Genomic DNA, 21,679 nt, shown 5'->3' with positions numbered 1-21,679 from the left:
GGCTGCCGATGTATTGCTGAGCGAAATGTGTACAGCAAAGATCAACAGGCCTTAGTACACCTTAATTTAATCAATCAGGTATTGTTATGTCGTCATATACGCCGTTAGATAGCCAAGCTCATCGCAACCTTCGTATTAAGGTAGATAAAAATTTCGGTCACAGCGCCGAGTTTAACTTAGTGTCTTTAGGCTTCAATGAGATTGCCAGTATTGCCGGCTGTATGCCTATAGTGGTTACTGCAAATGACACAAACCATTCTCACACGTTAGCGGCAGTGGTTGGCTGGCCCGAATTTGGTAACGTATATTGTAGCGACACTGAATGGATGGGTCATGCCGTGCCGCTGAGCAGCCAAAGCTACCCATTCAATTACGCTGTTGAACAAGACAAACTCACTGTATTGTTTGATGAAGACAGCCCTTTGGTTTCTAACAATAGTAGCGAAGGTGCCAGCGCTTTATTTGCATCAGATGGCTCCCCATCTGCAAGTCTTAAACAGTATCAAAGTATGCTATCTAACTTAGCGAGCGGCTCTCAACAAGCAAGTGCTTTTATTCAGCTTTAACCGACCTTGAGTTGCTATCTAATCTATCAATCACCTTACATTTTGAAAATGGCGAACCCCGTGAAAGCACAGGGCTTATGACTATTAATGAAGATAAGCTAGCGCAGCTAAACGCAGATATTATTCACCAATTGCATACCCAAGGGTTACTGATGGCAATAAATGCCATGATGCTTTCACTTAGGCAATACAACCGCTTGGTACAACTCACTAAAAATGCGAACAACCCTGTGGTTAAAATCGGGCTAAAAACTACCAACTAATTATTGGTGGAGAAGTAAAGAGCATGGTATTTTACACGCAATGTAAACGCTTTACCCAATTTAGATAAACGTCTTATTCCGCATCTTTTCTATGTTATACATGCGATATAAATGGGTGTGCGGTATTCAATCATATTTAAAACCTGAGAGGTTAACATGTCATCACTCACGGCTTTTGTCCGCTTAGACAACGCAAAAACGACTTTAATTTTCGACTGCCAAGGGCGCATGCCTACTCTGATTTACTATGGCCAGCAGTTGAAGACTGCAACGACGCCAGACATGTTAGCGCTGCTTAACACTCGCCAAGAAGCGAAATGTGCGCCGGTTATCGAGCCACCTATCTCATTAGTTCCCACCCATGGTGAAGGTGTTACCGGTTCACCTGGTTTAGAAATTTCAGGGGATGCAGATCAATGGTCTGCTGGCTTTACCTTGTCGGATATTGAGCAAACCGATACCAGCTTAACGTTTACTGCGGTTGATGCCGACAGGCAAATGCAGTTGATTACACGGGTTGTATTAGATGCTGAAACAACCGTGGCCACATTTACCTCAAGTATCGAAAACCAAGGTGAGAGCACTTTACAGTTAAACTACTTAAATGCTGCTAGTCTTGCCTTACCAACGACCATGAGCAAGATTAAAAGCTTTGAAGGAAGATGGTCTAATGAATTCCAAACTGCCGACCATGACTTGTTCTTCGGTAGTTATGTACGTGAAAACCGCCGCGGCAAAACTTCTCACGATACTTTCCCAGGCTTAATCGCGTTTGCTAATGGAACCGGTGAGCTAGTTGGTGAGTGTTTCGGCTTCCATTTAGGTGCTTCAGCTAACCATAAATTCCGCGCGGAAATGATGGCTGATGGCAGAAGCTACGTTCAATTTGGCGAACTATTGTTTCCAGGTGAAGTAACCCTCGGTGCAGGTGAAAGTTATACATCACCCGTGCTTTACGCAGGGTTTGGCGACGCTGGCTTTTCATCCCTTTCGCAGCAGTTCCATAACTTTATTCGAAACAATGTGTTAACCCACAGCGCTGATATCACCAGTGCACAGCACAAGCCCCGCCCAGTGCACTACAACACATGGGAAGGCATTTATTTCGACCATGATGAAGCCACGCTTAAAGCCCTTGCTGACAAAGTAGCCCCCTTAGGGATAGAGCGCTTTGTACTAGATGACGGCTGGTTTAAAGGCCGAAGAAATGACAAAGCTGGCTTAGGCGACTGGACAGTAGATGAAGCTATCTACCCAGAAGGGCTAGATGGGCTTATCGACCACGTTACCGATAAAGGCATGGAATTCGGCATATGGTTTGAACCTGAAATGGTTAACCCAGATAGCGATTTGTACCGCGCACATCCTGAATGGGCGTTACACACCAAAAATAACCCCCATGTACCCTTTCGTAATCAGTACGTACTCGATTTAACGAACCCTGAAGTGGTTGAGTACCTTTATAAAGTCATCACCGACGTACTAAGCACTTACCCTAAAATTAGTTACATTAAGTGGGACATGAACCGCGATGTAAATCATCCTGGCAACCTACATGGCAAACCAGCTATGCATGGCCAAATGGCGGCTTTGTATACGTTAATCGATCGCGTTAAAGCGGCACATCCGGGTATTGAAATTGAAAGCTGTTGTTCAGGCGGGGGGCGTGTGGATTTAGGTATATTACCTCACACCGACCGTTTTTGGACGTCAGACTCTAACGACGCGTTAGACCGCTTGTACATACAGCGCGGCTTCTCTTACTTCTTCCCTTCTGAAGTGATGGGCGCACACGTAGGCCCTCGCGATTGCCATATTACTGGCCGTAATTTACCGATTGAGATCCGCTCTGCGGTATCGATGTTTGGCCACATGGGTATTGAGATGGACCCCCGTGAGCTTACTGAGCACGAGCAAGACACCCTGAAATCGGCTATTTCGCTATATAAAAAATACCGCCATATTACCCACGGCGGCGATTTATACCGTATGGATGATGATGGCCTTAACGTGAAGTTTGGTTATGTATCAAAAGACAAAGCCGAGGGTATTTTTGCCTACAATAGCGTGAAAGAAACCGGGCGTACTACACCATCTCGTTTCTATTTTGCCGGGCTTGATGCCGATAAGTCCTATACCCTTGAGCGGGTTTGGCCGGGTACATTGAAAGAATACTCACCGTCTATTTTGCAAAAAACAGACGGGCAAGTATTTAGCGGTGAAGCGTTAATGAAATACGGTATGCAAATGCCGGTTTTATTCCCGCAAACTTCGCTTATCTATACCGTTAAAGCAGTGTAGTTCGATAAAAATACGCTGCATAAAGCTTAAAGAAAGCGAACCACTAGGTTCGCTTTTTTATTTGTTTTTTGAGGCTTTTCATTATTTTTGCCAAACGTTTATCACCGTCTTTTGTCACTTTCTCAAGGGTGCTAGATGCCATTGAAACATCATCAGCATTTAGGAACAGCTCGGCTAAACGTAAGTTAGCCCAATTCTTACTTGGCAACTGATGAGTATCAATATCTGTCGCCTCTAATTCAGCCAAGTAATAGTTAAGCGCATCAATTCCCGACTTAGTATATTGGCTGGTTTCTACTGCCACCCAGCCTATACGATAAGTGCCATATAGTTGGGTAAACTTACTTTCAGAATACGTGTTCCATGCTTGTTCATCTGCTTTCTGTGCTTTAACTACGTTAGTGTTTAATAGAGGGGTTAGCGCTGCTATCGCGTCATCGTATTCTTCACCATCTATATGCAATCGACCAAGCTCAAAACGTGCCCGAACTTCGAATTCAGGCTTTTCGCTAAGCTCAATTAACATTGCTTTTGCTTCAGCAGCTTTATCGTCTGCAGCGTAAATTGTTGCTGTCGCAAACTTGCCTTCTAGTGCATCCATTTGCGTAATTTTGTCAGCAAGCTTTTTGGCTTCATCTATATCGCCACCAGCGATAGACGGCGCGACTATGTAAAATTGCATTAGCGCCTGATAAACCTCAATTTCATCTGGTGCCACTTCAATTGCTTTTTGTAGGCTCGCTTTGGCTTTTTTGGCATAACCTAGGGCGGAAAAAACACTATCCATTGCTTGCGCACCCATCACGTTAGCCTGCATATGGTAAGCGCGGTAATTGTCTTTATGCTCGTCAACAAATTGAGCCGCCATATCCTCAGCGTCATCTAAATCTGTATTCATTAACGCCGAAATTAACACGTTATATTGCTTCGGGGTTTTCGATGTTATGGGCTCAAGTGCGCTCACTATACTTTCATAATCCTGCGCTTGAAACATAGCGTCTAATACGTCGTCAGAAGGTAATGCGCTAGCGTTCGCAAACGACACAAAGAATGATAAACACAGTAAAGCGGCTATATTTGCACCCTTAAACGCAGTAATAGCAGGCAGACACAAACAATGGAGAACAGTTAATTTGTTTTGATTTCGCTGGATGAACATTCCTTTGCCTTAAGTAAATAAGCGTTAAGTAGTAAATTAGCATGCTTAATATGACTTCTCTAACTGAATAAGTAACAAAGCATGTCTTGCCAGAATGAAACCTTGGTCTGTGGGTATGGTATGGGTATGCGTATGGGTATAGCACAGCGCGAAACAAAAAAAGGCCTAACACGGTTAGGCCTTTACGGTATTTTTTATTGTTGGAGATAGTAAAGGTTACGCCTATTTCTTAGGTTTGCCTTCCATTATTAAGCCTAACGCATAGCGATTGTCGAAGCCTTTCCAGACTTCTGGCACTTTGTCGTCTACGGCAACTTGCCCACTATCACCTTCAACATTTAAATAAGCACAAAAGTCAGCTTTTCCTTTCACATGGCATTCCATCATAGCCAATGCAAAGTGTTCGTTTATGTCATTCATAGTTTCTGAACGCCAAGCCGGCTCTAAGTAATGGCCAATATCGAATTCGTTGCCAAATGCTTCTTTAGGAGCGGGATGGGGTGCAATATTGTGTCTGGCATTTTTGTACGTAAGCAGTTTACTGTCTTCGTTACCTGTATTTTCAAATAACCACTGTATACCTTGGTAACCAGCAATATCATCATGATCACCAGCGACATATAGCATGGGAACGTGAATATTATTAAGTGCATCTTCTGAAAACGCTTTATGTTGACCGCCCCAAGGCGCTAACGCCATCGCCGCTTTCCAGCGCGTATCTACGCTTTCAGCGTCGGCATTACCACCGGCACAGGTGTTAAGTACATTTTGTAGCGCACTGAGAACCGCAGGGTCTGTCACGCCAGTAAAGCTAGCAGTAGCTTCAGTTCCAAAGTTATAACAACCACCAACGGTATTCACCGCACCAAAACCACCCATGGAATAGCCAATAAGCCCGGCATTTTGGGTATCAACAACATCTTTAAATAGCGCATGTTCACTTACCGCATTCAACGTTAACACTTGATCTCGTGAGCGGTTTAATAGCGTGCTAGGGAATCCAGCATAAGGGGCATTGGTAAAATCTACATCTTCGTTAGTAGAGTCGGTATGATCTATCCCAGCCACAATATAACCATGAGATGCTAAGTGCTCACCAAGGTAATACATTATTGTGCGATAACCCGTATAGCCGTGTGACAACACAACGACAGGGTAACTGCCTTGCGGTTCTGCCACACTGGCATCGCGAATAGCATCAGCTTGAATACTAAACTCATTACCACTACGGGTTTGATTTTCATACGTTGTGGCCGCGCCGCTATCAGTGGTGGGGTACCAAACTTCCAGTTTCAATACTCGGTCAACAACTTGCCCTTGTAAGGTAACTACGGGCTTTGGATAGTTAACAGTTAAGGTTTTAACGCCCACTTGATAGGCGCCTTTTTCACTTAGCTCGGGCGTAATATCACTAGGATAGTCTTGATAAAGCGTCTGCGCTGAATATGCCGGTGTGGCTGCTAATAATGCTGCGATACATAACAGGGATAACGTTTTCATAATTTGCTAATTTTTTGTTAATTATTGTGCATAGCCTATATTACCTCTATGACCTCAATAAACAAGGCATAGCCCATTGATTAAATGAATTGTCATCAATAAGACTGGTAAATTAAAACGGCAATTTTGAAAGTAAGAAATGTAAACGTATAACCTAAAGGCTATTTTTGTACTCTGAATACAGCAAAGCACACGATAAGAATGAGTGCGAGGGTAGCGCAAGAAGTTACCAACGAAACAGTTACCCCTTGGACTAACAAGGTTCCAGCAACTAAAGCCCCTATTGCGCCTGCTCCCACCTTAGCTGCGGCAACCCACATGTACGTTTGCGCCGCGCTGTGCGCTGGGGCAAACTCAGTTCGTGCCGCTAGGCTGGAAGTAAAGAATATGGCATTGGCTACACCACACAACCAGTAGCCCGCCGCCCCAAGAACGAAAGATGGACTTAGGCTTGTGGCCAGTAACGCCACCAACAAAAAACTTCCTGCCCGCTTTAATAATGTTAAGGGCTCTTTCGAGAGTGGCCTAAAGATGAGAAATAGCGCACCACTTAAATTTCCTACCCCGTATGCTGTGACCAGATAAGCGCCGTGATGCTCTGCGTGCTGCCAATGTTCGCTAAGATAAACAGCCAATACGGGCAAGGCTGCAATACTAAATGCTGCTCCCGATGTCATCACCATCGTGCGTACCAGTGCGCTCGAGTTTTTAAACGCATAAAACACGCTTTTAAACCCTATATCTAACGAGGCGTCAGTCTTTGGTAGTGCATGCTTTTTAGGGAAGCTTAAAATGAGTATGCCGGCTAACAGAGGTGTGAACACCAGCACACTGACAGCCACCTTGGTCGAGAACAGGGCGGATAAAGAAGCGACAATAAACGGGCCCAATGTGTGCCCTACCCCATAGGTAATGGTGTCCCAGCTTTGCGCCTTTCTAAGAGATGTATTGCTTGCGCTAACTAAACTTGGCAGCTGAGTGCCCAAGCCCCCCATAATAAACGAACTGCAAACACCACTTAGCAACAACGAAAACGCCAACAACCAAGCCAAATGCCTTTCAAAACTGAATATAGCCAAAAGAAAAAAGCAGGTGTAACTCAGCGCCGCCCCGCTAATAAGGTACTTAGGCTGCGAAACCCCATCCAACCAACGCCCGTATACTGGCCCTAACAAGTGGGGCAGCGTTAAACACGCCGCTAAAATGCCTGCCGCTTTTCCATCAAGCTCAAGGTTTCTAGCAAGCAATACGATGGCCACAATAGCGCCACCTGTTGCGGTGCGCGCGATAATGGCGGCTACAACATATTTGAATAATGGTGAAAAATGTTCTTTATTCAACGGTGGGCTACTCTTTGGGCTCAAGGCTACTTATTGGCTCAGGGCTGCTTATTGGCTCAAGGCTACTCTTTGGGCTCATGGCTGCTCTTGGCGCTGGGCTTTTGCGTTAGCATTGGCAACAGATTCAACCTGAGTCAGGTATAACTTAATCCAATGATAATTGCGTTAAAATCGCTTCGAGTTTTTGTTTATCTTCGGCCTGAAGGGGCTGTAGCGGATGAGGTAAACAGTTTGCTTCTGTGTACCCCAGTATTGCCGCCGCGGTGGCCATTACGCGCATACCGCCTTTATTGCGGGCGAATAAATCCCACAATGGGGTTAAGCGTTCAGATTGTGCTATTGCTGCTTGCGGCGATGTTGATTGACTCGATGCAATCATGGTTCTCACCGCATTAGGGAATAAACCTCCGAGTACAGATAACCATAAATCACATCCCGCCTGCATCCCCAAGGCACCAAATTTATCACCACTTACCCCAATGGCGACATGCTCTGGCACTATATTTCGCAGGCTCGAAAGTCGTGCTTTCCCAGCCGCATTACCATCAGCATTAGTATCAGCAAAAGGCATTCCGGGGATTTTAATCGCGCCAACGTTGGGAAGCTGGGTAACTTGGCGATATAGCTCGTCGCTGAAACTAAACTGGGTCACTCCAGGGTTCTCATAAATACATAAGGGAATTGAGATTTCAGCGGTAACCTTCTCGTACAGGCCAAATACTTCAGCTTCGTGTAGCGGGTGATAAGAAACCGGTGCTAACAGCAGCGCTTTCGCACCCGCTTGTTGCGCGGCTTCTGCGTTCTTCAATACATCATAGGTACGCAGTGAGCCAATGCCTACCATTACCGGCGTGTCGCCAGCTATTCCTACTGACGATTCAGTCACCTTAACTAGCTCATCCCTTGATAAATAGGGATATAAACCTGTAGACCCCATTGCACAAATCGACTCAACATTGGCCTGCTTCAGGTTGCCAATCAACTTTTCAAAAGCGTGAAAATCAATTTTTTCATGGTGAAAGGGCGTAAGAGGAAAAGCACACAATCCGGTGAACATGGAGGCTCCTAATGCGAAGGGCAAGCGATGTATTTAAGCGATTAACGTTACTATACATCAATCATACACTTATCATTCGTCCACATACATCTCGTTACCTTCTAAACTAGAACAACATTTTATGCTTTTGAAAAGCTGATCATAGATTTTTCATTACGGTATCTGCCCATAACGCGCCGTCTTGTTGGCAACGACCATAAAGACAAATATCTTGGTTTGATAAGCGCTCGAACGTTTGGCTATCAAATCGCTCAATACCAATCACATTAATAAGCAAGGAACCTAGCGCATTGTCATGTGTTAGTAACGCTTGTTTTAAATGGGCTTCTAGTTTCAAACTGCCGACTAATGTCTCCATGTTCACTTTAAAAATGGCATCTACACCTGATAGCAATCCCACTAGAAAACATTCTAAGGGGTGAAGCGAAACCTCCTCATCCTGATTATTAAACGCAATAAGTTCGAGGGTTTTTGCCCGTGCTAACAATGACCGGAATAATTCAGTTGGGCTAGTAGAAACAGACATTAGCGACATAACAATTGCCCACTGCTTAACAACATCTAGCCCTATGATAACAACGGCTTCCCGTACACTGTTTACATCTCGAACCAGTTGATAAAGCGGGCAGTTAATTAACAGCAAAATTTTAGTAGTCAGCACAGGATCTAATGAAATGATTTCTGCGACCTTATCAACCTCTATGTCGTTTTTACTGAATTCAGACACTAGCTGCAGACTACTGTTTTGTTTTTCGCTTATTTCTTTACCACCAATAATGGTAGGGTTTTCAAGGAAGTCGCCTTGAAATAGGTCAAACCCTAGCGCTTTACAATTTTCGTATACCGTTTGGCTTTCCACTTTTTCTGCCAGTATTAAGCACTTCGACTTCTTTAAAATTGGTAGGCTTTTACTAAGTTGTGACTGGGTCACGTTAAGCACATCAACTTTTATTACTTTAAGGTATTTAAAAAAAGAAGCTTTAGATGGGTCTAATGCATATTCGCTTAGCGCAAAATCAAAGCCTTTGCGTCGCAATTGCTGAATACGTTTCAGGTTTGATTCCGTAGGCTCTACCGAAGCCAATATTTCCAAAATTATGTTTGGTTTTACCGCATAAATATCATCAGTTTCACTCAAGAAGGTTTGATCGACGTTGATAAAAATAGGTACATCTAAATGCCGTTCACTTTCAGCGATACTCTCACAAACATTGGCTAATCGCTTTGTGGTCATAAACTTTTTTGATGGGCACACATTTACGCTTGAAGAGGTATCTTCCGCCCCTTCATCTAAGCATAAGAACTCACAAGCATAGATTTCGTGGTTTTCGTTAAATACAAGCTGCCTTGCAGTTAACACATCCTTCACCATCGGCTACTCCATAAGATTACTAGGCTGCGGCTGAAAATCGGCCACTAATTAAAATGCATTAGGAAGCAATAATTGTCCTTATCTAGACCGCGCTGATCTTCGCAATTATCGCTATTGTCATCTACATTAAAATTGTCGCGGTTTTAACTGGCTTCATTACAAAGCGAGAACAAAATTAATTAGAAAAACCTTATGTAATAAATATTTAAGACAGGTTTTTATAAAACTGTTTGGCGATTCTTAAATAATAGACCACCTTTTCATGACTATAAAAGATATTGAAATTAATAGAGACCTGAAAAAAACCCAAAGTCTCATAAATCTGTTTTATCATCCCGTGCTTGTGGTTAATAACGACTTGGACATTCTGGCTTCAAATAATAAGTTGAATGAAAGTGAGGCACTGTCTTCCAATTTGCCAACTATTATAGATGCCATAGTACCTTTGCTAAACGGCGAGCAAGAACTGGCTTTTTGCGTGATAGAAGGCGAAGAAAAACTGTGCACGGCCATGCCCATGGAACATGGGAGGACTCTAGTTAAAATTGCTCGCTCTAAGCCATCTGCGCTAGCAAAACGATACTATAACTTGGTTACCGCAATCGATAAGATACCCGATGCCGCAATAATTTGTAGTGACGGAAAGATTGACCTAGTTAATGAGCAATTCCAAAACATATTCCCTTTTTGCGGGAACAAAAGTTTAAACGGTGTGCCATTAGATTCCATTCTTAACGATTTTAGTGACTATTTCGCACAAGGGGATAGCCATCTACAGGCTGTTACCTATCGCTTTTTACGACGGAAATTTAATAGTAAGCAAGAGATGTCTTTGTCGTTCACAGCGCCCGACGGACAATTCTATGAGTATCGCGATAATCTCACTTTCACAGGTGGACGTGTTGGCCTCATTATCAATGAGTCACAAATAAAAGGGCTGAACGAGCAACTCGAAATCTCTTTTAATGAAGCCACTGCACTTAGCAATGCAAAAAGCAACTTCATGGCAGCAATGAGTCATGAGATACGCACCCCATTAAATGGCATTATAGGTCTGCTAGATTTATGCGAGCATCAAGAAGAGTTTAAAGGGAATGAGCTATTAAAAAGAGTGTCTAAAAGCTCTATCTCACTGTTAAGCCTCATCAATGATGTTTTAGATTTCACTAAGTTTGATGCCAATATGGTACAGCTCTCGCCGTCAGACGTTAATTTGAGAGTACTGTGTGAAGAGCTAATTAACACCTTCTATGGACAGGCAAAGCAGCAAAATGTGGAACTTACGTTGTTTGTCGATCCCGTCATATCTCGAATTGTTAGTGTAGATGAACTTCGCCTTACCCAAGTACTCACAAACCTTATTAGCAATGGTCTGAAGTTTAATCAAAAGCTAAATGCAACACTTCGCCTTGAGGTATTGCAAGATGATTTAACCAACTACATTCACTTCAACGTTATTGATAATGGGATTGGGATAGAGAGTACTAAAGTACATACGATTTTTGATCGCTTCACCCAAGCTAATGATGATATTCACAAAACGTTTGGTGGCACCGGACTTGGGTTAAGCATCTGTCAGAAAATAGTACAGTTAATGGGTGGCGGTATCTATGTAGACAGTGAGCTAGGCAAAGGCTCTACCTTTGTGGTGCAACTACCATTAGAAGCCTGCTCTGCGCCGGAAATAGAGCTAGCGCCAGCAAATTTAGACACGTTCACTTTTGAAACTAACAGCGCGGTATTTTTTAACGACCTCAATCGCTATGCACAGCGATTCCACTTTAAGGCCATCTTAACAGACGCCTTACCCAGTAACGCATTGCCAAACCACTTCTACTTACTGGATGCATCTAGCGGCTGTGAAACCGAAGTAATTAATATTGAACAGGCATTGCAAGATAACAGGCCTCCTATCCCTGTGCATCAAATCGCGCTGCTCGTGGATAATGTGAATATGCATGCCCAGCTAACTATTAAGCAAATTCATCTCGCTCCACTCAAGTTAGCCGAATTGTTAAGCCTAGCAGCACCACACTGCCCTTCCTTGTCGGCTACTGCTGCAAGTATGTCACCCAAAAACATTTCCGACCGATTGCGAATTTTAGTAGTAGAGGACAACCCAGATAATATTTACGTGCTCAAAAAACAGTTTGATGCGCTGAACATTAAAGCAAGCTTTGCAATGTCTGCTGAAGAAGCGATTATTTTCTTCGAACAACAGCCGTTCAATGTGGTTATTAGCGATTACCAGATGCCCGTCATTACTGGTGGAGAACTGATTGGTATTTTGCGATGTTTAGAAGAAAGTGAACAGCGACCCAAGTCTACCATGCTAATCCTTACCGCCGACAATTCTAAGCAGTGTCAGGCTCACTGTAACGAGGTGGGTGTCGATAGAATCTTAATGAAGCCCTTAACCTTGCAAACCCTAGCAGATTTAATTAGCCGTCTTAACAGCGAACAATCCGCCCTGACTTCCTCTGTGGAAACCGTCACAGATGAACACGATGCGGAAAATCTCCTCTTTGAAGCGGACTTTTTTGATGACAGTAGTGAGGTTAATAGTAAGGTTGATTCTACGCGTGTTTTTGATATTGCAGCACTCACCGAAATTGTTGGCGATATTAGCCCACAAGAGGAGTACGACTATTTATGCGGGTTTGAACAAAGCCTGAGTAAAGACTTGCCTCTTATGCTTGATGTAGTGGATGTTGAAGACTGGCAAACCCTCTCGAAGTTTGCTCACAGATTGAAAAGTAGTGCCAGAATTGTTGGTGCTTATCATTTAAGCCAGAAGTGCGAAACGGTGGAACATATAGGGCGTCAAATTCCCGCAGAACCACTCATATTGTTAGATTGGGAAGAAATGAAACTCGCTATTGAAGAACTCATTACCCATATAAGGAAGTATTTGGAAAATCATGACTCAACCCAGTGAAGCACAAATTGTACTCTACATTACAGAGCCGCAAAGTGACGAAATCGTTCTTGAGGTTATTAAGAAGCATTTTGATGACTACGTTACCTGTGATTCTTTAAGAGACTTATGCAAGCTATTAATTGATTCTAAGCCCAAAGTGCTTTTGCTGACAGGCGACTCATTAGAGAAAAGCTTGTTTACTTATTACCGCACACTGGAAGCACTAAAATCATACCATCTATGCAACCACAAGATAGTTAGTTTAATACCTCGTCAGTTTGAAAGAGAAGCTTATGAAGCCCATGCGGCGGGGATTATCGATGATTACATGATTGCCCGGCCGGTTTATGAACTACATCGCATTATATTAATTTGCGAACATTTATTCAGCGAACTAGGGGTGCATGTTCAAGATAAAGAGATGCTGGCTCAACAAACCTACTTTAGCAAAATCGATCATTTTGATGACAAAATAAAGCAGGCTTTAAAACAAGGCCTAGACTACAAAAATCAATTACAGTTAGAGTTTGAAAGCTCTATTGTAGAAATTGAAAACGCATTAGAACGCGCAGTAACACGGGTAGAAATGGAGCAGTCCGTAGATCTTGATATTGCCAAGTTACAAGAGACCCTATCTAAAATAAAGTCAGACCAAATTCGCCCAGAGCTAATTAAACTGCAAGCAAGGGCAATTAGCTTATTAGAAAAAACCCTTGATTTAAAAACCGCAGAATTAACGTCAAATACTAACGCTGAAGAAGCAACGACAGGTGCGAGCACTGAAACAAGCGCAGACGAAAAAGACAAGGGCTATGTCTTTAACCGACTATACAACCAAGATATCGACCCTGAAAAAATACTGGCAAAAAAGAACGACGTGCCCTCTATTCTTGTGGTTGAGGATGACATTATTAGCCTTCAATTAACTAAGCGATTGATTGATAAATATAAGATGCATTGCGATACCGTTACCACAGGCAGGCAAGCCTTCGCTTCTTTGACCGCCAAAAAGTACGACCTTGTGCTGATGGATGTGAATTTACCAGACACTAATGGCATCTACATTGTAGGCCAGGCTAACTCGGAGCAAAGCCTAAATGCTGACACACCGATTATTATGTTGTCGGGGGATAAACATAAAGCCACGGTGACTAAAGCGATGCAAAAGGGAGCTAAGGGTTACATTATTAAGCCCCTGCAAAAAAGCTCGTTTGATAGGTTAATTGAAAAATATATCCCTAAGGCTTAAACAAACACTTAGGTAGTTATTCACCGTTTTATTTGAAAAAAGGCTGTATGGGGAACCCTGACGGGAACCCCGTTACATTAGAATAGGTTTGGCAGAGTAGGTCTGGCCCTGCTACTTTTTTGCAGCTTTAATTTTATTCTTCGCTACTGCGAATTCGAAAAACGTTCTTATATCAAGTTCGTAAATACGCTGCCAGTAGGTCTCTGCAAGTTCAGCGTTGTCGTTTTCTATGTGGTTTAGCGCTGCAATGAATAGGGCTTCAGACTGTTCGCAGCGATCACTCGCCAGTGCCATCAATTGCGTTTCATCAATACTGCCTTTGGCAAAGTTAAGCATCCCTTTTTGCCAATCATCCAATTCAAGTTTCTCAGAGGCAAAGTTTAATAGCTCACGACTTTCTTGGCTATTACCCTGCATTCTATAGCCATACGCACCATAAAGTACCCCATAGATTCGAGCCTCGTCAGCTTGACTATAACGACTAGCAAGATTAGCTACTTTATCCCAATTTCCCGCCGCAATATTTGCGTAAATTTGGGTAAGTAAAATCTCTGCTTTGCTATCAACATCAGTTATCTCATAGTCGATGACTTTATCGATTTTGGTATCCCATAAATACATTTCATTTAAATAACTCTGATAGCTAGGATCTAATTTAGCCGCTTTTTGTGCGGTATAGACGGCCAACGTGGTTTTATTACTAATACGGAATAATTCCGCGAGTAAATTAAAATGAAATGGATCATTAGGAAAAGACTGCGTCAGAAGACGGCTTTCGGTAATGATATCGTCTAATGGTTTATAAGTGCCCGTATCACACATATTATTAAGTGCGTATTCCGTTTGATAAAGCACCCAGTCCGACTTTGCATCAGGATTACTATCATCTCGCTTGCGCGCCGCCTCTACAATGTATAACGCTAATTCAACCTGATCCTGATTATAATAATAATAAGCTAACTCTAAAGCCCCATTCATAAAAAATGGATTGTCACGAACCGTTTGTTTTAACGCCGCTAACATTTTTTCGTCTTGGGGTTGCTCGAGTAAGTAAGAGACATACACCGGCGGTGCAATATCTAACGTACTCAAAAACGGGTGCTGATTATAAAAACCTTGCCACTTTTGTTCGTCGTATTCTTGCTCTACAAATGCTAATTGCAAATTCAACCGGTAATAGTGAAAAGCAAAATACCGATCGTTAGGCGCTTGTTTTATGCCTTGTTGCAAATTGCTTTGCAGCTTATTCAATAAGTCATAATCCGGCTCTCGCTCAAACGCCTTTAGCTGGTACTCAACTAAATTGCGCAATGCCTGCGAATCGTTAGGATAATTCTTAACCTGCTGCTCTAAACCAACGAGTTCAGACGAGGCATTTACATTTTGGGTTGAAGTAGACTCACAGCCGCTCAGTAATATCGCACCAGCAAGTAGTACAATTCGGTAAAACATCATCTAATAATCCTTTATGTACTAATACTGATAGCCAAGCGATTCAGCACGCTCGAACGCCGCTTCAGACAGCGCGTCTTTGCCATTAAAACCATGCACAATACCCAGTAAAAACTGCACTTCCCCATTATCTTTGTTGCCATTAGCAAGTTCGGTAACATATTCCAACGCCTCGTCAAAGCGCCCACTATCAAGTAAGGCTCGCGAGTGCGCTATTTGCTCTTCTATCGATAACGCTTCGTGGCTTTGCGGTGATGTTGCCACCACCTTGTCATAGACGAACATACTCTCGCTGCCTTTTTGAAAGGCATCAATAGCATTAAAAAAGGCCGCATATTCTTCAACCGGTATGGTTTGCGCATACAGTACAAACTTTGAGGTACTTGTTACCTCGTTGTCACTAGGCTGCGCAGTATGTGTAATTTCAAAAAATGGGTTTTGATAATTACTGGCAGGCCCATTTTGCACTAGTTCTGCATCTGACCAAGGGGCTGGATAAGTAATAGAAAGTTCTACCGTAATGGGTATTTGTATATAAAGGTCTTGGTCGCGCTCAGATACAGGTTCCATGATGGAAAAACCGGTAAAGACTTTTAAAATTTGCGCATAATTCATGCTGTAATGAAAACGAGAAATGTCTTCAGTAATAGAGAGTAAATCTACAAAATCTCCCTCTATTTCAAAAGGTGTAGCCGAGTCTGCGGGATCCGTTGCGGTAAACGACGTTACTCGATTATCGTGAACAAATGGCGACAGAAGTTGCTCTACTACAGCGCGCTTTTCTGGCGAAAATTGATAGTAACTACGAAGGTTCGTTTCTACCTGACCGTCAAAACTCATCTTTACTGATGCGTCTAATGCAGAATCATTCAGCGAATAATCAACCGCCACTTTTGCCACATTCTCTTCAGGTTGAACATGGGGAACCTCTACTAGTTCACCCGCGCTGCCCGTTACCACAAATGTACGTTTGCCCCCAAGCATGGCACTTAACCCCGGGAAAGTGCCCGTTTGGCCACTGGTATCTAGCCAATAACTACCTTCATCCGTGGTAACGTAAGTGATCATATGGTTAAAGTTAAGTGCTGGTAAATCGTCAAATACAACACTTCCATTGTAGGTATTTACGAGTGCTGGTGATGCTTTTATACCGGCTTCGTTGAGTAGCGCCACAATAAGAGTTGTTTGGTCTTTACAGTCACCATAGGCGTTCTGCAGCACTTCTTGCGCAGTATGAGGCTGATAGCCCCCACGATTAACATGTGCACCTATATAACGAACATTTTTTTGCATGTAATCAAACACCGCTTTTACTTTATCGGTCTGGGTGTCCTGCTCACTAAACAGTTCATTCGCTAACGCGGTAACTTTATCTGCTGGCATCAAGCTTGGCTTGAATAAGTCCCAGTACCAATCATCTACTGTTTTCCAATTGTTCATCGTAGAGACGTAAACAAGAGGTAAGGTTTCATCGATAGGCGGCATGCCAGACTCAATTTCTATGCCTTCTAGCTTATCCATTTTCCACACGTATTGCGTTGTGCTTCCACTTTTCGTCACAAGCGGAGACAAATCCGTGTTTCGATTTTCGATATATAAATCAACGGTGTTTGGAATAGTGAGTGTGGTTAACGAGGACAGAATAGGATCGATTCTCACCCAGTTTTTCAGCGGTAAAAACTTTACGTGATTAAAGCGAATGCCTGTGAACCATTCACCATCGATAATCGCTTTCGTCTGCTTTTCGTTAATTTGGTACTCGATAATATTACCGACTTTTAACTGAGGCACAGCGAACTCAATACGCTTCATATCATCAAGGTAATCGTCATTATTAGCCGACACTTCAGAGATAGCATCATCTTGCATATTGAAAATTTGACCGTCGGCAGCAATTACCCGAGCAAAATCGATACTGCTAGTGTGATAATAAGCATTGAACGAGTTAACCAATTTTGAATAGTCAGATACCGCCTCTTCGCTTGCAATATAGATAGCACGGTAATATTTGGTGGACTCTAAACGTTGCTCGTCGACCGTAATTTCGGTTCTGCGACTGAGTATTACCGCCCCCCTGTCTGCATATTCTGTAGCGTCCGTTTTGAGTGCTAATAAAGTCTCGGCATCGGGACCTATACTCGTCGTTTCTGCACTTGCGTTAGTTATCGATAAGAAACTCAAAAAGATAACGAACACTCGGATATATACTGCCATCCCATTCTTCCTTGTTGATACAAATTCCAACCAAACGCGTGCGTTCAACTGTTTATTTTTTAAGTTATGCTGCCGTATCTTGCGTTAATTGTCGATAAGAGATTTCTTATATCAGTGCCCCTTTAAATTTGTCTGATACATATCGCGCTTCACAACGAGCTAATTAGCTACTAATCAATTAATTTTGAACAAAAAAAAGCCCTTAATATAAGGGCTTAGTATCTATTTTTTTGATTTACAAAAAAGCTTTATCAGAACCTAGAACGGTTATCCAAGACAAAATATTTGAATTCAGGGCCAGTACAGTGAAAAATCCTATTTATAATAAAGTTTTGCCACAAATGACCCTAATTCACTTTTAAACATTAAAAAATAACTATGTAGATTAATTGCGCTATTTTCTACTAATTACGGTTAAATTTAAACATTTTTCAACATTCCTGCCAAGGCGGTTTTACGAATATCAACTGCGCCTTGTTTGTTAACACCATAACGAAAATCCGTTTCCTTGCCAATAATATGTACTTTATCTTCTGCTCTTGTCACAGCCGTATACAACCAACTACGATCAAGTAACTTTCCTCGTTCAAGCAATACAATCACATTAGGAGCTTGTGACCCCTGCAATTTATGTAAGGTTAAGCAGTAAGCAAGATCGATATATTCAAATAATTGCCAATCCACTTCTAACAAACGTTTGTTACCTTTTTCATCAAGGTCTTCAAGTTCAATTACACAAGCATATTCATCTGTAGGTTCAGCACACTTTAAGACCCCCAGCGTACCATTCTGAACATCGTGTTTATAACTGGTTAGGGTAATGACAATTGGGTCACCTTCCCTGAAGTCATAGCTTCCTTTGAGAATTGGCATATCCGTAAGATCAAGAATCTTGCCACTCGGGTTCGCAACACCTTGCAGCATGATGTTTGTTTTTCTTACCGTATCATTTGTAGGAGCGACTATCATGGCGTTGTTATACTCAGAGTAGGCCGTTACAGCGTCTTGCAAAATGTCGCCTGTTGATTCTTGAAACGTAATATCTGCGGTAGTTAATGACTCTGGCATTATGCCTTGCCGTATAGCATTGGAGTATCTAGGCACACTACTGTTTATTCCCTGTCGTTTTACAACATCAAGTTCCACATGTTTTATTACACCACTTTTAATGACATCATTTAAAATGAAACCCGCATTAATCGGTGGAAGCTGATAAGGATCACCAACCAATAAGATCCGAGTATTATCAGAAAACAAAGTAACCAAACGCCACATGGTATATGCATCCAACATTGAGGCTTCATCTATAAGTAACACAGCCTCATCAGTATCAAGCTCCGTTTCACGCAACAGCTTTGCAATCGTCTTCGTTTCAAAACCAATTGATTGTTGAAGCCTACGGGCAGCCTTTCCTGATAACGCCACAGGGTAGATCGTACAGCCTAGCTCTTGATAAGCATCGACAATAAGCTTTGTGGTGAACGTCTTCCCTGTACCAGCCCCGCCAGTGAGCGCAAATACGTTGCTGAGTAAAGCAGTCCTTACTGCTCGTTCTTGAGCGTTTTCTAACTTCCACCCAGCAGGTACCGAAGACGTATAAGCCTTTTCTAAATTACTTTGCCAACTATGCTGTACCTTGGAAAGTTTACCGAATCGTTTAGCGATGGTTTTCTCAAATATATAATTACCTGAAACAAAATATTGGTTGTTGTGTTTAACAAACCCAACGATATCGCCATCTAGTTCACTTGCCTTTGCTACTAAACGCTGGTCTTTGTTCAACAGTTTTGAAACGGACGATTTAATGTCTTGCCAAACTGCAACCGTATTGCCTTGATCGCTCCATAATCTCAATGCTTGTTCAACGATTGCTACCAGTCTGACTTCATCATCCTGTTTAATACCGAAATGTTTTTGAGCAATAGCGTCTACTTTGTTAAATCGCATCCCCAGCGAAAACAAGCGGTATGGATTCTGTGTCAGGAAATTGATCGCATCCTGATCTGCAAATCTGAACAATTGGCGCTGGATAGGCGCTTCTATTTCCCACTCAACCAATTGAGCTGAGTGTTTTAAGTTGGAATAGCCTTTGTAGCCATCCCATAGTCCATGCACGGCTTTATCACTAAGCAGAACGCTCCTGACAGCTTGAAAGTTCGTTATTGACTGGTCTTGTTCGTATGGCGCATATTTATCACATTCTAGTATATTAAATATATCGCTCTTAAATTCATTCCAAAGAAATTGTGCGCTAATCGTACCTATACCTTCAAACGCTTTCTCAGTGCTTAAAAAGGTTACAAAACCAAGGCCATTGTCGGGCATAACACATTTCAGTGTCGGCTCCATAAATCGCCAAACATCGACATACCCACCCGTGCTGACTTGCTGCTGCCTAACGCTGAAATTTTGCTCTTTGAGAATTTTCCATTGCTGCCCAACTTTGGGATCAATATTTAACTTGTCTTGAGTAGTCAGGATTTCAATACGATGCGCACCTGCTTTATGATTAACAAAAACAGCTCCCAATCGGACATTATCAGGCTGGTACTGGTATATCCTAGTGATCCTTACAAGATAAGCACTACTCTTCATTTCCACAAGCCCATTTCAATCAGTACATCTTTGAACTCAGATAGCTTGGCAACTTCAGCAGCTAACTTAGCGTTTTCGTTTTGTAGCCTTCGGTTTGTTCTTTTTAGGTCTCTGACTTTAGCGCTATCTTTTATGTCTTCTTCAGTTTTATTTGATACATCTATGATCTGTTTATCGAGAGGTAGACTGGCCTTCCGTTGTTGGTAGACACCTGAAGTGGCTAGTTCTTTTTTCAGATCTAGCAACATATCGAAAAGCTTTTCATTTCTGGCTTTCTTAAATGCAGAAGGGTTAAAGCCAAGCTCATCAGCAATTCTTTTGGGACTTAACGTATCGCCATGCCAATAATCCAACCAATTGGGCGACTCTTTCGATTTCATTTCAGCCACCCAGCCAAGGAATAAGGCTCTGTTACGTTGACCTCTTTCTTTACTCATATATTAACTCCCCTCCACGATGCGTCTTATCGTCGTCCTTCTAACGCTATACTCCTTTGAGAATTGGTACTGTGACTTCTGTTTTGATTGCACTAACCTTCGGATCTTTTCCCTATCCGAATCAGAAATAGTCTCTGGCCTGCCCATATGCTTACCCTGAGCAATAGCCCGTTCACGGCCTTCAGTAGTATTTTTGATGATCAGGCTTTTGTTCAGCTCAGCAAAAACATGAAGAACAGCTTTCCCGAATGGCGAGTCATCCGCGCTATTAATAACTCCATCGAGCGTTGTGAGAGCTGCACCTTTTGAATGGATACCATCTATTGCAGTCATGATCCCTTTCAAGCTCCTTCCCAAACGATCAAGATTTGTAACGCATACAGTGTCATCTTCTCGCAACCATGGTGCTTTAATGCAGCAATTTAAGCTTCAGGGTCATGCTCTTGTGGCTAACTCTCGCATACCCTATTAGTGACATCTACAGACCCTCAAAATGAACCTAAGTTGTAACTTTAGTGCATAGTTAGTCGCAAATTCAGATAATAAGTGCACCACTCATGGTTAAACGGTGACTAGACGATCAACTGCCCGTTGATGGTATTCTAAAGTCGCCGAACTAATAGAAGTATTACCATGAGTTACAAACAGTTGATCGAAGGACAAAGATACCAGATCGAAGCCTACTTACGCGAGGGTTTCAGTTATCGGGAGATTGGAAAACGTCTGATAGTGAGTCACAGCACTATCAGTAGAGAAGTTAGACGCAATAGAATTCGAGATAGTCATTACTTACCAGAGGTCGCTCAAGCTAAAGCGTTTAAACGACGGCGTCATGCTGCTAAGTATAAAGTGTCTGAACCGACAATTACCTTTGTAGAGTTTAGCCTCAGCGAGAAATGGAGTCCAGAGTAAATTGCTGGCGTTGGGGAAATTATCGGTCATAACGTAAGTCACGAGTGGATTTATGATTATGTCGAGCGTGATAAATTACAGGGCGGCAAACTGTATAAGCAGTTACGACAGAGTCATCGAAGATACCGTAAAGGTAATGGCGCGAAGCGAGTGATTATCCCAAACCGTGTGGGCATAGAGCATCGCCCTGCCATCGTGAACAAGAATTAGAACAGGCGTGAAGCGGCCTATATCCATTCACCTTTGCCCGGTTAGCCCCTATTTGTTTTCACCTTTGGGGTTAGAATAGGCGTGAAGCGGCCTATATCCATTCACCTTTGCCCGGTTAGCCCCTATTTGTTT

General features: G+C 42.6%; 16 protein-coding genes. 6 read left to right on the top strand and 10 right to left on the bottom strand.

Annotated elements, in window-relative coordinates:
• Nucleotides 1-86: 86 nt before the first annotated feature.
• From AAC006_RS20315 to AAC006_RS20305, 3 genes are all read left to right on the top strand, one after another.
• Nucleotides 87-566 carry a SapC family protein gene (locus tag AAC006_RS20315; RefSeq protein WP_126872572.1) on the top strand — a complete coding sequence of 160 codons (480 nt, stop codon included), beginning with the start codon at nucleotides 87-89 and terminating at the stop codon, nucleotides 564-566.
• Between the two features lie 11 nt (nucleotides 567-577).
• A complete protein-coding gene (locus AAC006_RS20310) occupies nucleotides 578-829 on the top strand; it encodes a SapC family protein (protein ID WP_083820163.1) in 252 nt (83 codons plus the stop codon).
• A 156-nt stretch (nucleotides 830-985) separates the two neighbouring features.
• On the top strand, nucleotides 986-3,130 hold the full coding sequence (locus tag AAC006_RS20305; protein ID WP_126872573.1) for an alpha-galactosidase: 2,145 nt from the start codon (nucleotides 986-988) through the stop codon (nucleotides 3,128-3,130).
• 43 nt (nucleotides 3,131-3,173) lie between these two features.
• Here AAC006_RS20305 and AAC006_RS20300 read toward each other — a convergent pair whose 3' ends face one another.
• From AAC006_RS20300 to AAC006_RS20280, 5 genes are all read right to left on the bottom strand, one after another.
• A complete protein-coding gene (locus AAC006_RS20300; protein WP_013785881.1) occupies nucleotides 3,174-4,289 on the bottom strand; it encodes a hypothetical protein in 1,116 nt (371 codons plus the stop codon).
• Nucleotides 4,290-4,511: 222 nt separating this feature from the next.
• Nucleotides 4,512-5,789, bottom strand: coding sequence for a dienelactone hydrolase family protein (locus tag AAC006_RS20295; RefSeq protein WP_013785882.1), 1,278 nt, complete (start codon nucleotides 5,787-5,789; stop codon nucleotides 4,512-4,514).
• A 161-nt stretch (nucleotides 5,790-5,950) separates the two neighbouring features.
• Nucleotides 5,951-7,129 carry an MFS transporter gene (locus tag AAC006_RS20290; RefSeq protein ID WP_185864158.1) on the bottom strand — a complete coding sequence of 393 codons (1,179 nt, stop codon included), beginning with the start codon at nucleotides 7,127-7,129 and terminating at the stop codon, nucleotides 5,951-5,953.
• A 145-nt stretch (nucleotides 7,130-7,274) separates the two neighbouring features.
• Nucleotides 7,275-8,186, bottom strand: coding sequence for a dihydrodipicolinate synthase family protein (locus AAC006_RS20285; RefSeq protein WP_126872575.1), 912 nt, complete (start codon nucleotides 8,184-8,186; stop codon nucleotides 7,275-7,277).
• 139 nt (nucleotides 8,187-8,325) lie between these two features.
• Nucleotides 8,326-9,558: an HDOD domain-containing protein gene (locus AAC006_RS20280; RefSeq protein WP_126872576.1), complete on the bottom strand. Its 1,233-nt coding sequence runs from the start codon at nucleotides 9,556-9,558 to the stop codon at nucleotides 8,326-8,328.
• Nucleotides 9,559-9,820: 262 nt separating this feature from the next.
• Here AAC006_RS20280 and AAC006_RS20275 point away from each other — a divergent pair, with 262 nt between their 5' ends.
• Both AAC006_RS20275 and AAC006_RS20270 read left to right on the top strand, forming a co-directional pair.
• The gene (locus tag AAC006_RS20275) at nucleotides 9,821-12,496 is read left to right on the top strand and encodes an ATP-binding protein (RefSeq protein ID WP_013785888.1); all 2,676 of its coding nucleotides are present in this window, start codon (nucleotides 9,821-9,823) and stop codon (nucleotides 12,494-12,496) included.
• The gene (locus AAC006_RS20270) at nucleotides 12,480-13,727 is read left to right on the top strand and encodes a response regulator (RefSeq protein WP_013785889.1); all 1,248 of its coding nucleotides are present in this window, start codon (nucleotides 12,480-12,482) and stop codon (nucleotides 13,725-13,727) included. Before AAC006_RS20275 ends, AAC006_RS20270 begins: the two co-directional genes overlap by 17 nt.
• 111 nt (nucleotides 13,728-13,838) lie before the next feature.
• Here the strand turns inward: AAC006_RS20270 and AAC006_RS20265 are convergent, their stop codons facing one another.
• From AAC006_RS20265 to AAC006_RS20245, 5 genes are all read right to left on the bottom strand, one after another.
• A complete protein-coding gene (locus tag AAC006_RS20265) occupies nucleotides 13,839-15,182 on the bottom strand; it encodes a hypothetical protein (protein ID WP_013785890.1) in 1,344 nt (447 codons plus the stop codon).
• An 18-nt stretch (nucleotides 15,183-15,200) separates the two neighbouring features.
• A complete protein-coding gene (locus AAC006_RS20260) occupies nucleotides 15,201-17,393 on the bottom strand; it encodes a DUF3857 domain-containing protein (protein ID WP_013785891.1) in 2,193 nt (730 codons plus the stop codon).
• 420 nt (nucleotides 17,394-17,813) lie between these two features.
• Nucleotides 17,814-19,988 (bottom strand): ATP-dependent RecD-like DNA helicase, encoded by a 2,175-nt coding sequence (locus AAC006_RS20255; protein WP_339892374.1) that lies wholly within the window; start codon nucleotides 19,986-19,988, stop codon nucleotides 17,814-17,816.
• Nucleotides 19,985-20,425, bottom strand: coding sequence for a hypothetical protein (locus AAC006_RS20250; RefSeq protein ID WP_339892373.1), 441 nt, complete (start codon nucleotides 20,423-20,425; stop codon nucleotides 19,985-19,987). Before AAC006_RS20250 ends, AAC006_RS20255 begins: the two co-directional genes overlap by 4 nt.
• 3 nt (nucleotides 20,426-20,428) lie before the next feature.
• Nucleotides 20,429-20,770: a recombinase family protein gene (locus tag AAC006_RS20245; RefSeq protein WP_339892372.1), complete on the bottom strand. Its 342-nt coding sequence runs from the start codon at nucleotides 20,768-20,770 to the stop codon at nucleotides 20,429-20,431.
• Between the two features lie 288 nt (nucleotides 20,771-21,058).
• Here AAC006_RS20245 and AAC006_RS20240 point away from each other — a divergent pair, with 288 nt between their 5' ends.
• Nucleotides 21,059-21,337 (top strand): helix-turn-helix domain-containing protein, encoded by a 279-nt coding sequence (locus AAC006_RS20240; RefSeq protein ID WP_339892371.1) that lies wholly within the window; start codon nucleotides 21,059-21,061, stop codon nucleotides 21,335-21,337.
• Nucleotides 21,338-21,679 lie beyond the last annotated feature (342 nt).

The sequence above is a fragment of the uncultured Alteromonas sp. genome (assembly GCF_963976965.1).
Taxonomy (GTDB): Bacteria; Pseudomonadota; Gammaproteobacteria; order Enterobacterales; family Alteromonadaceae; genus Alteromonas; species Alteromonas naphthalenivorans.
Note: the sequence above shows the minus strand (reverse complement) of the source record. Positions and strands in the feature narration are given on the sequence as shown.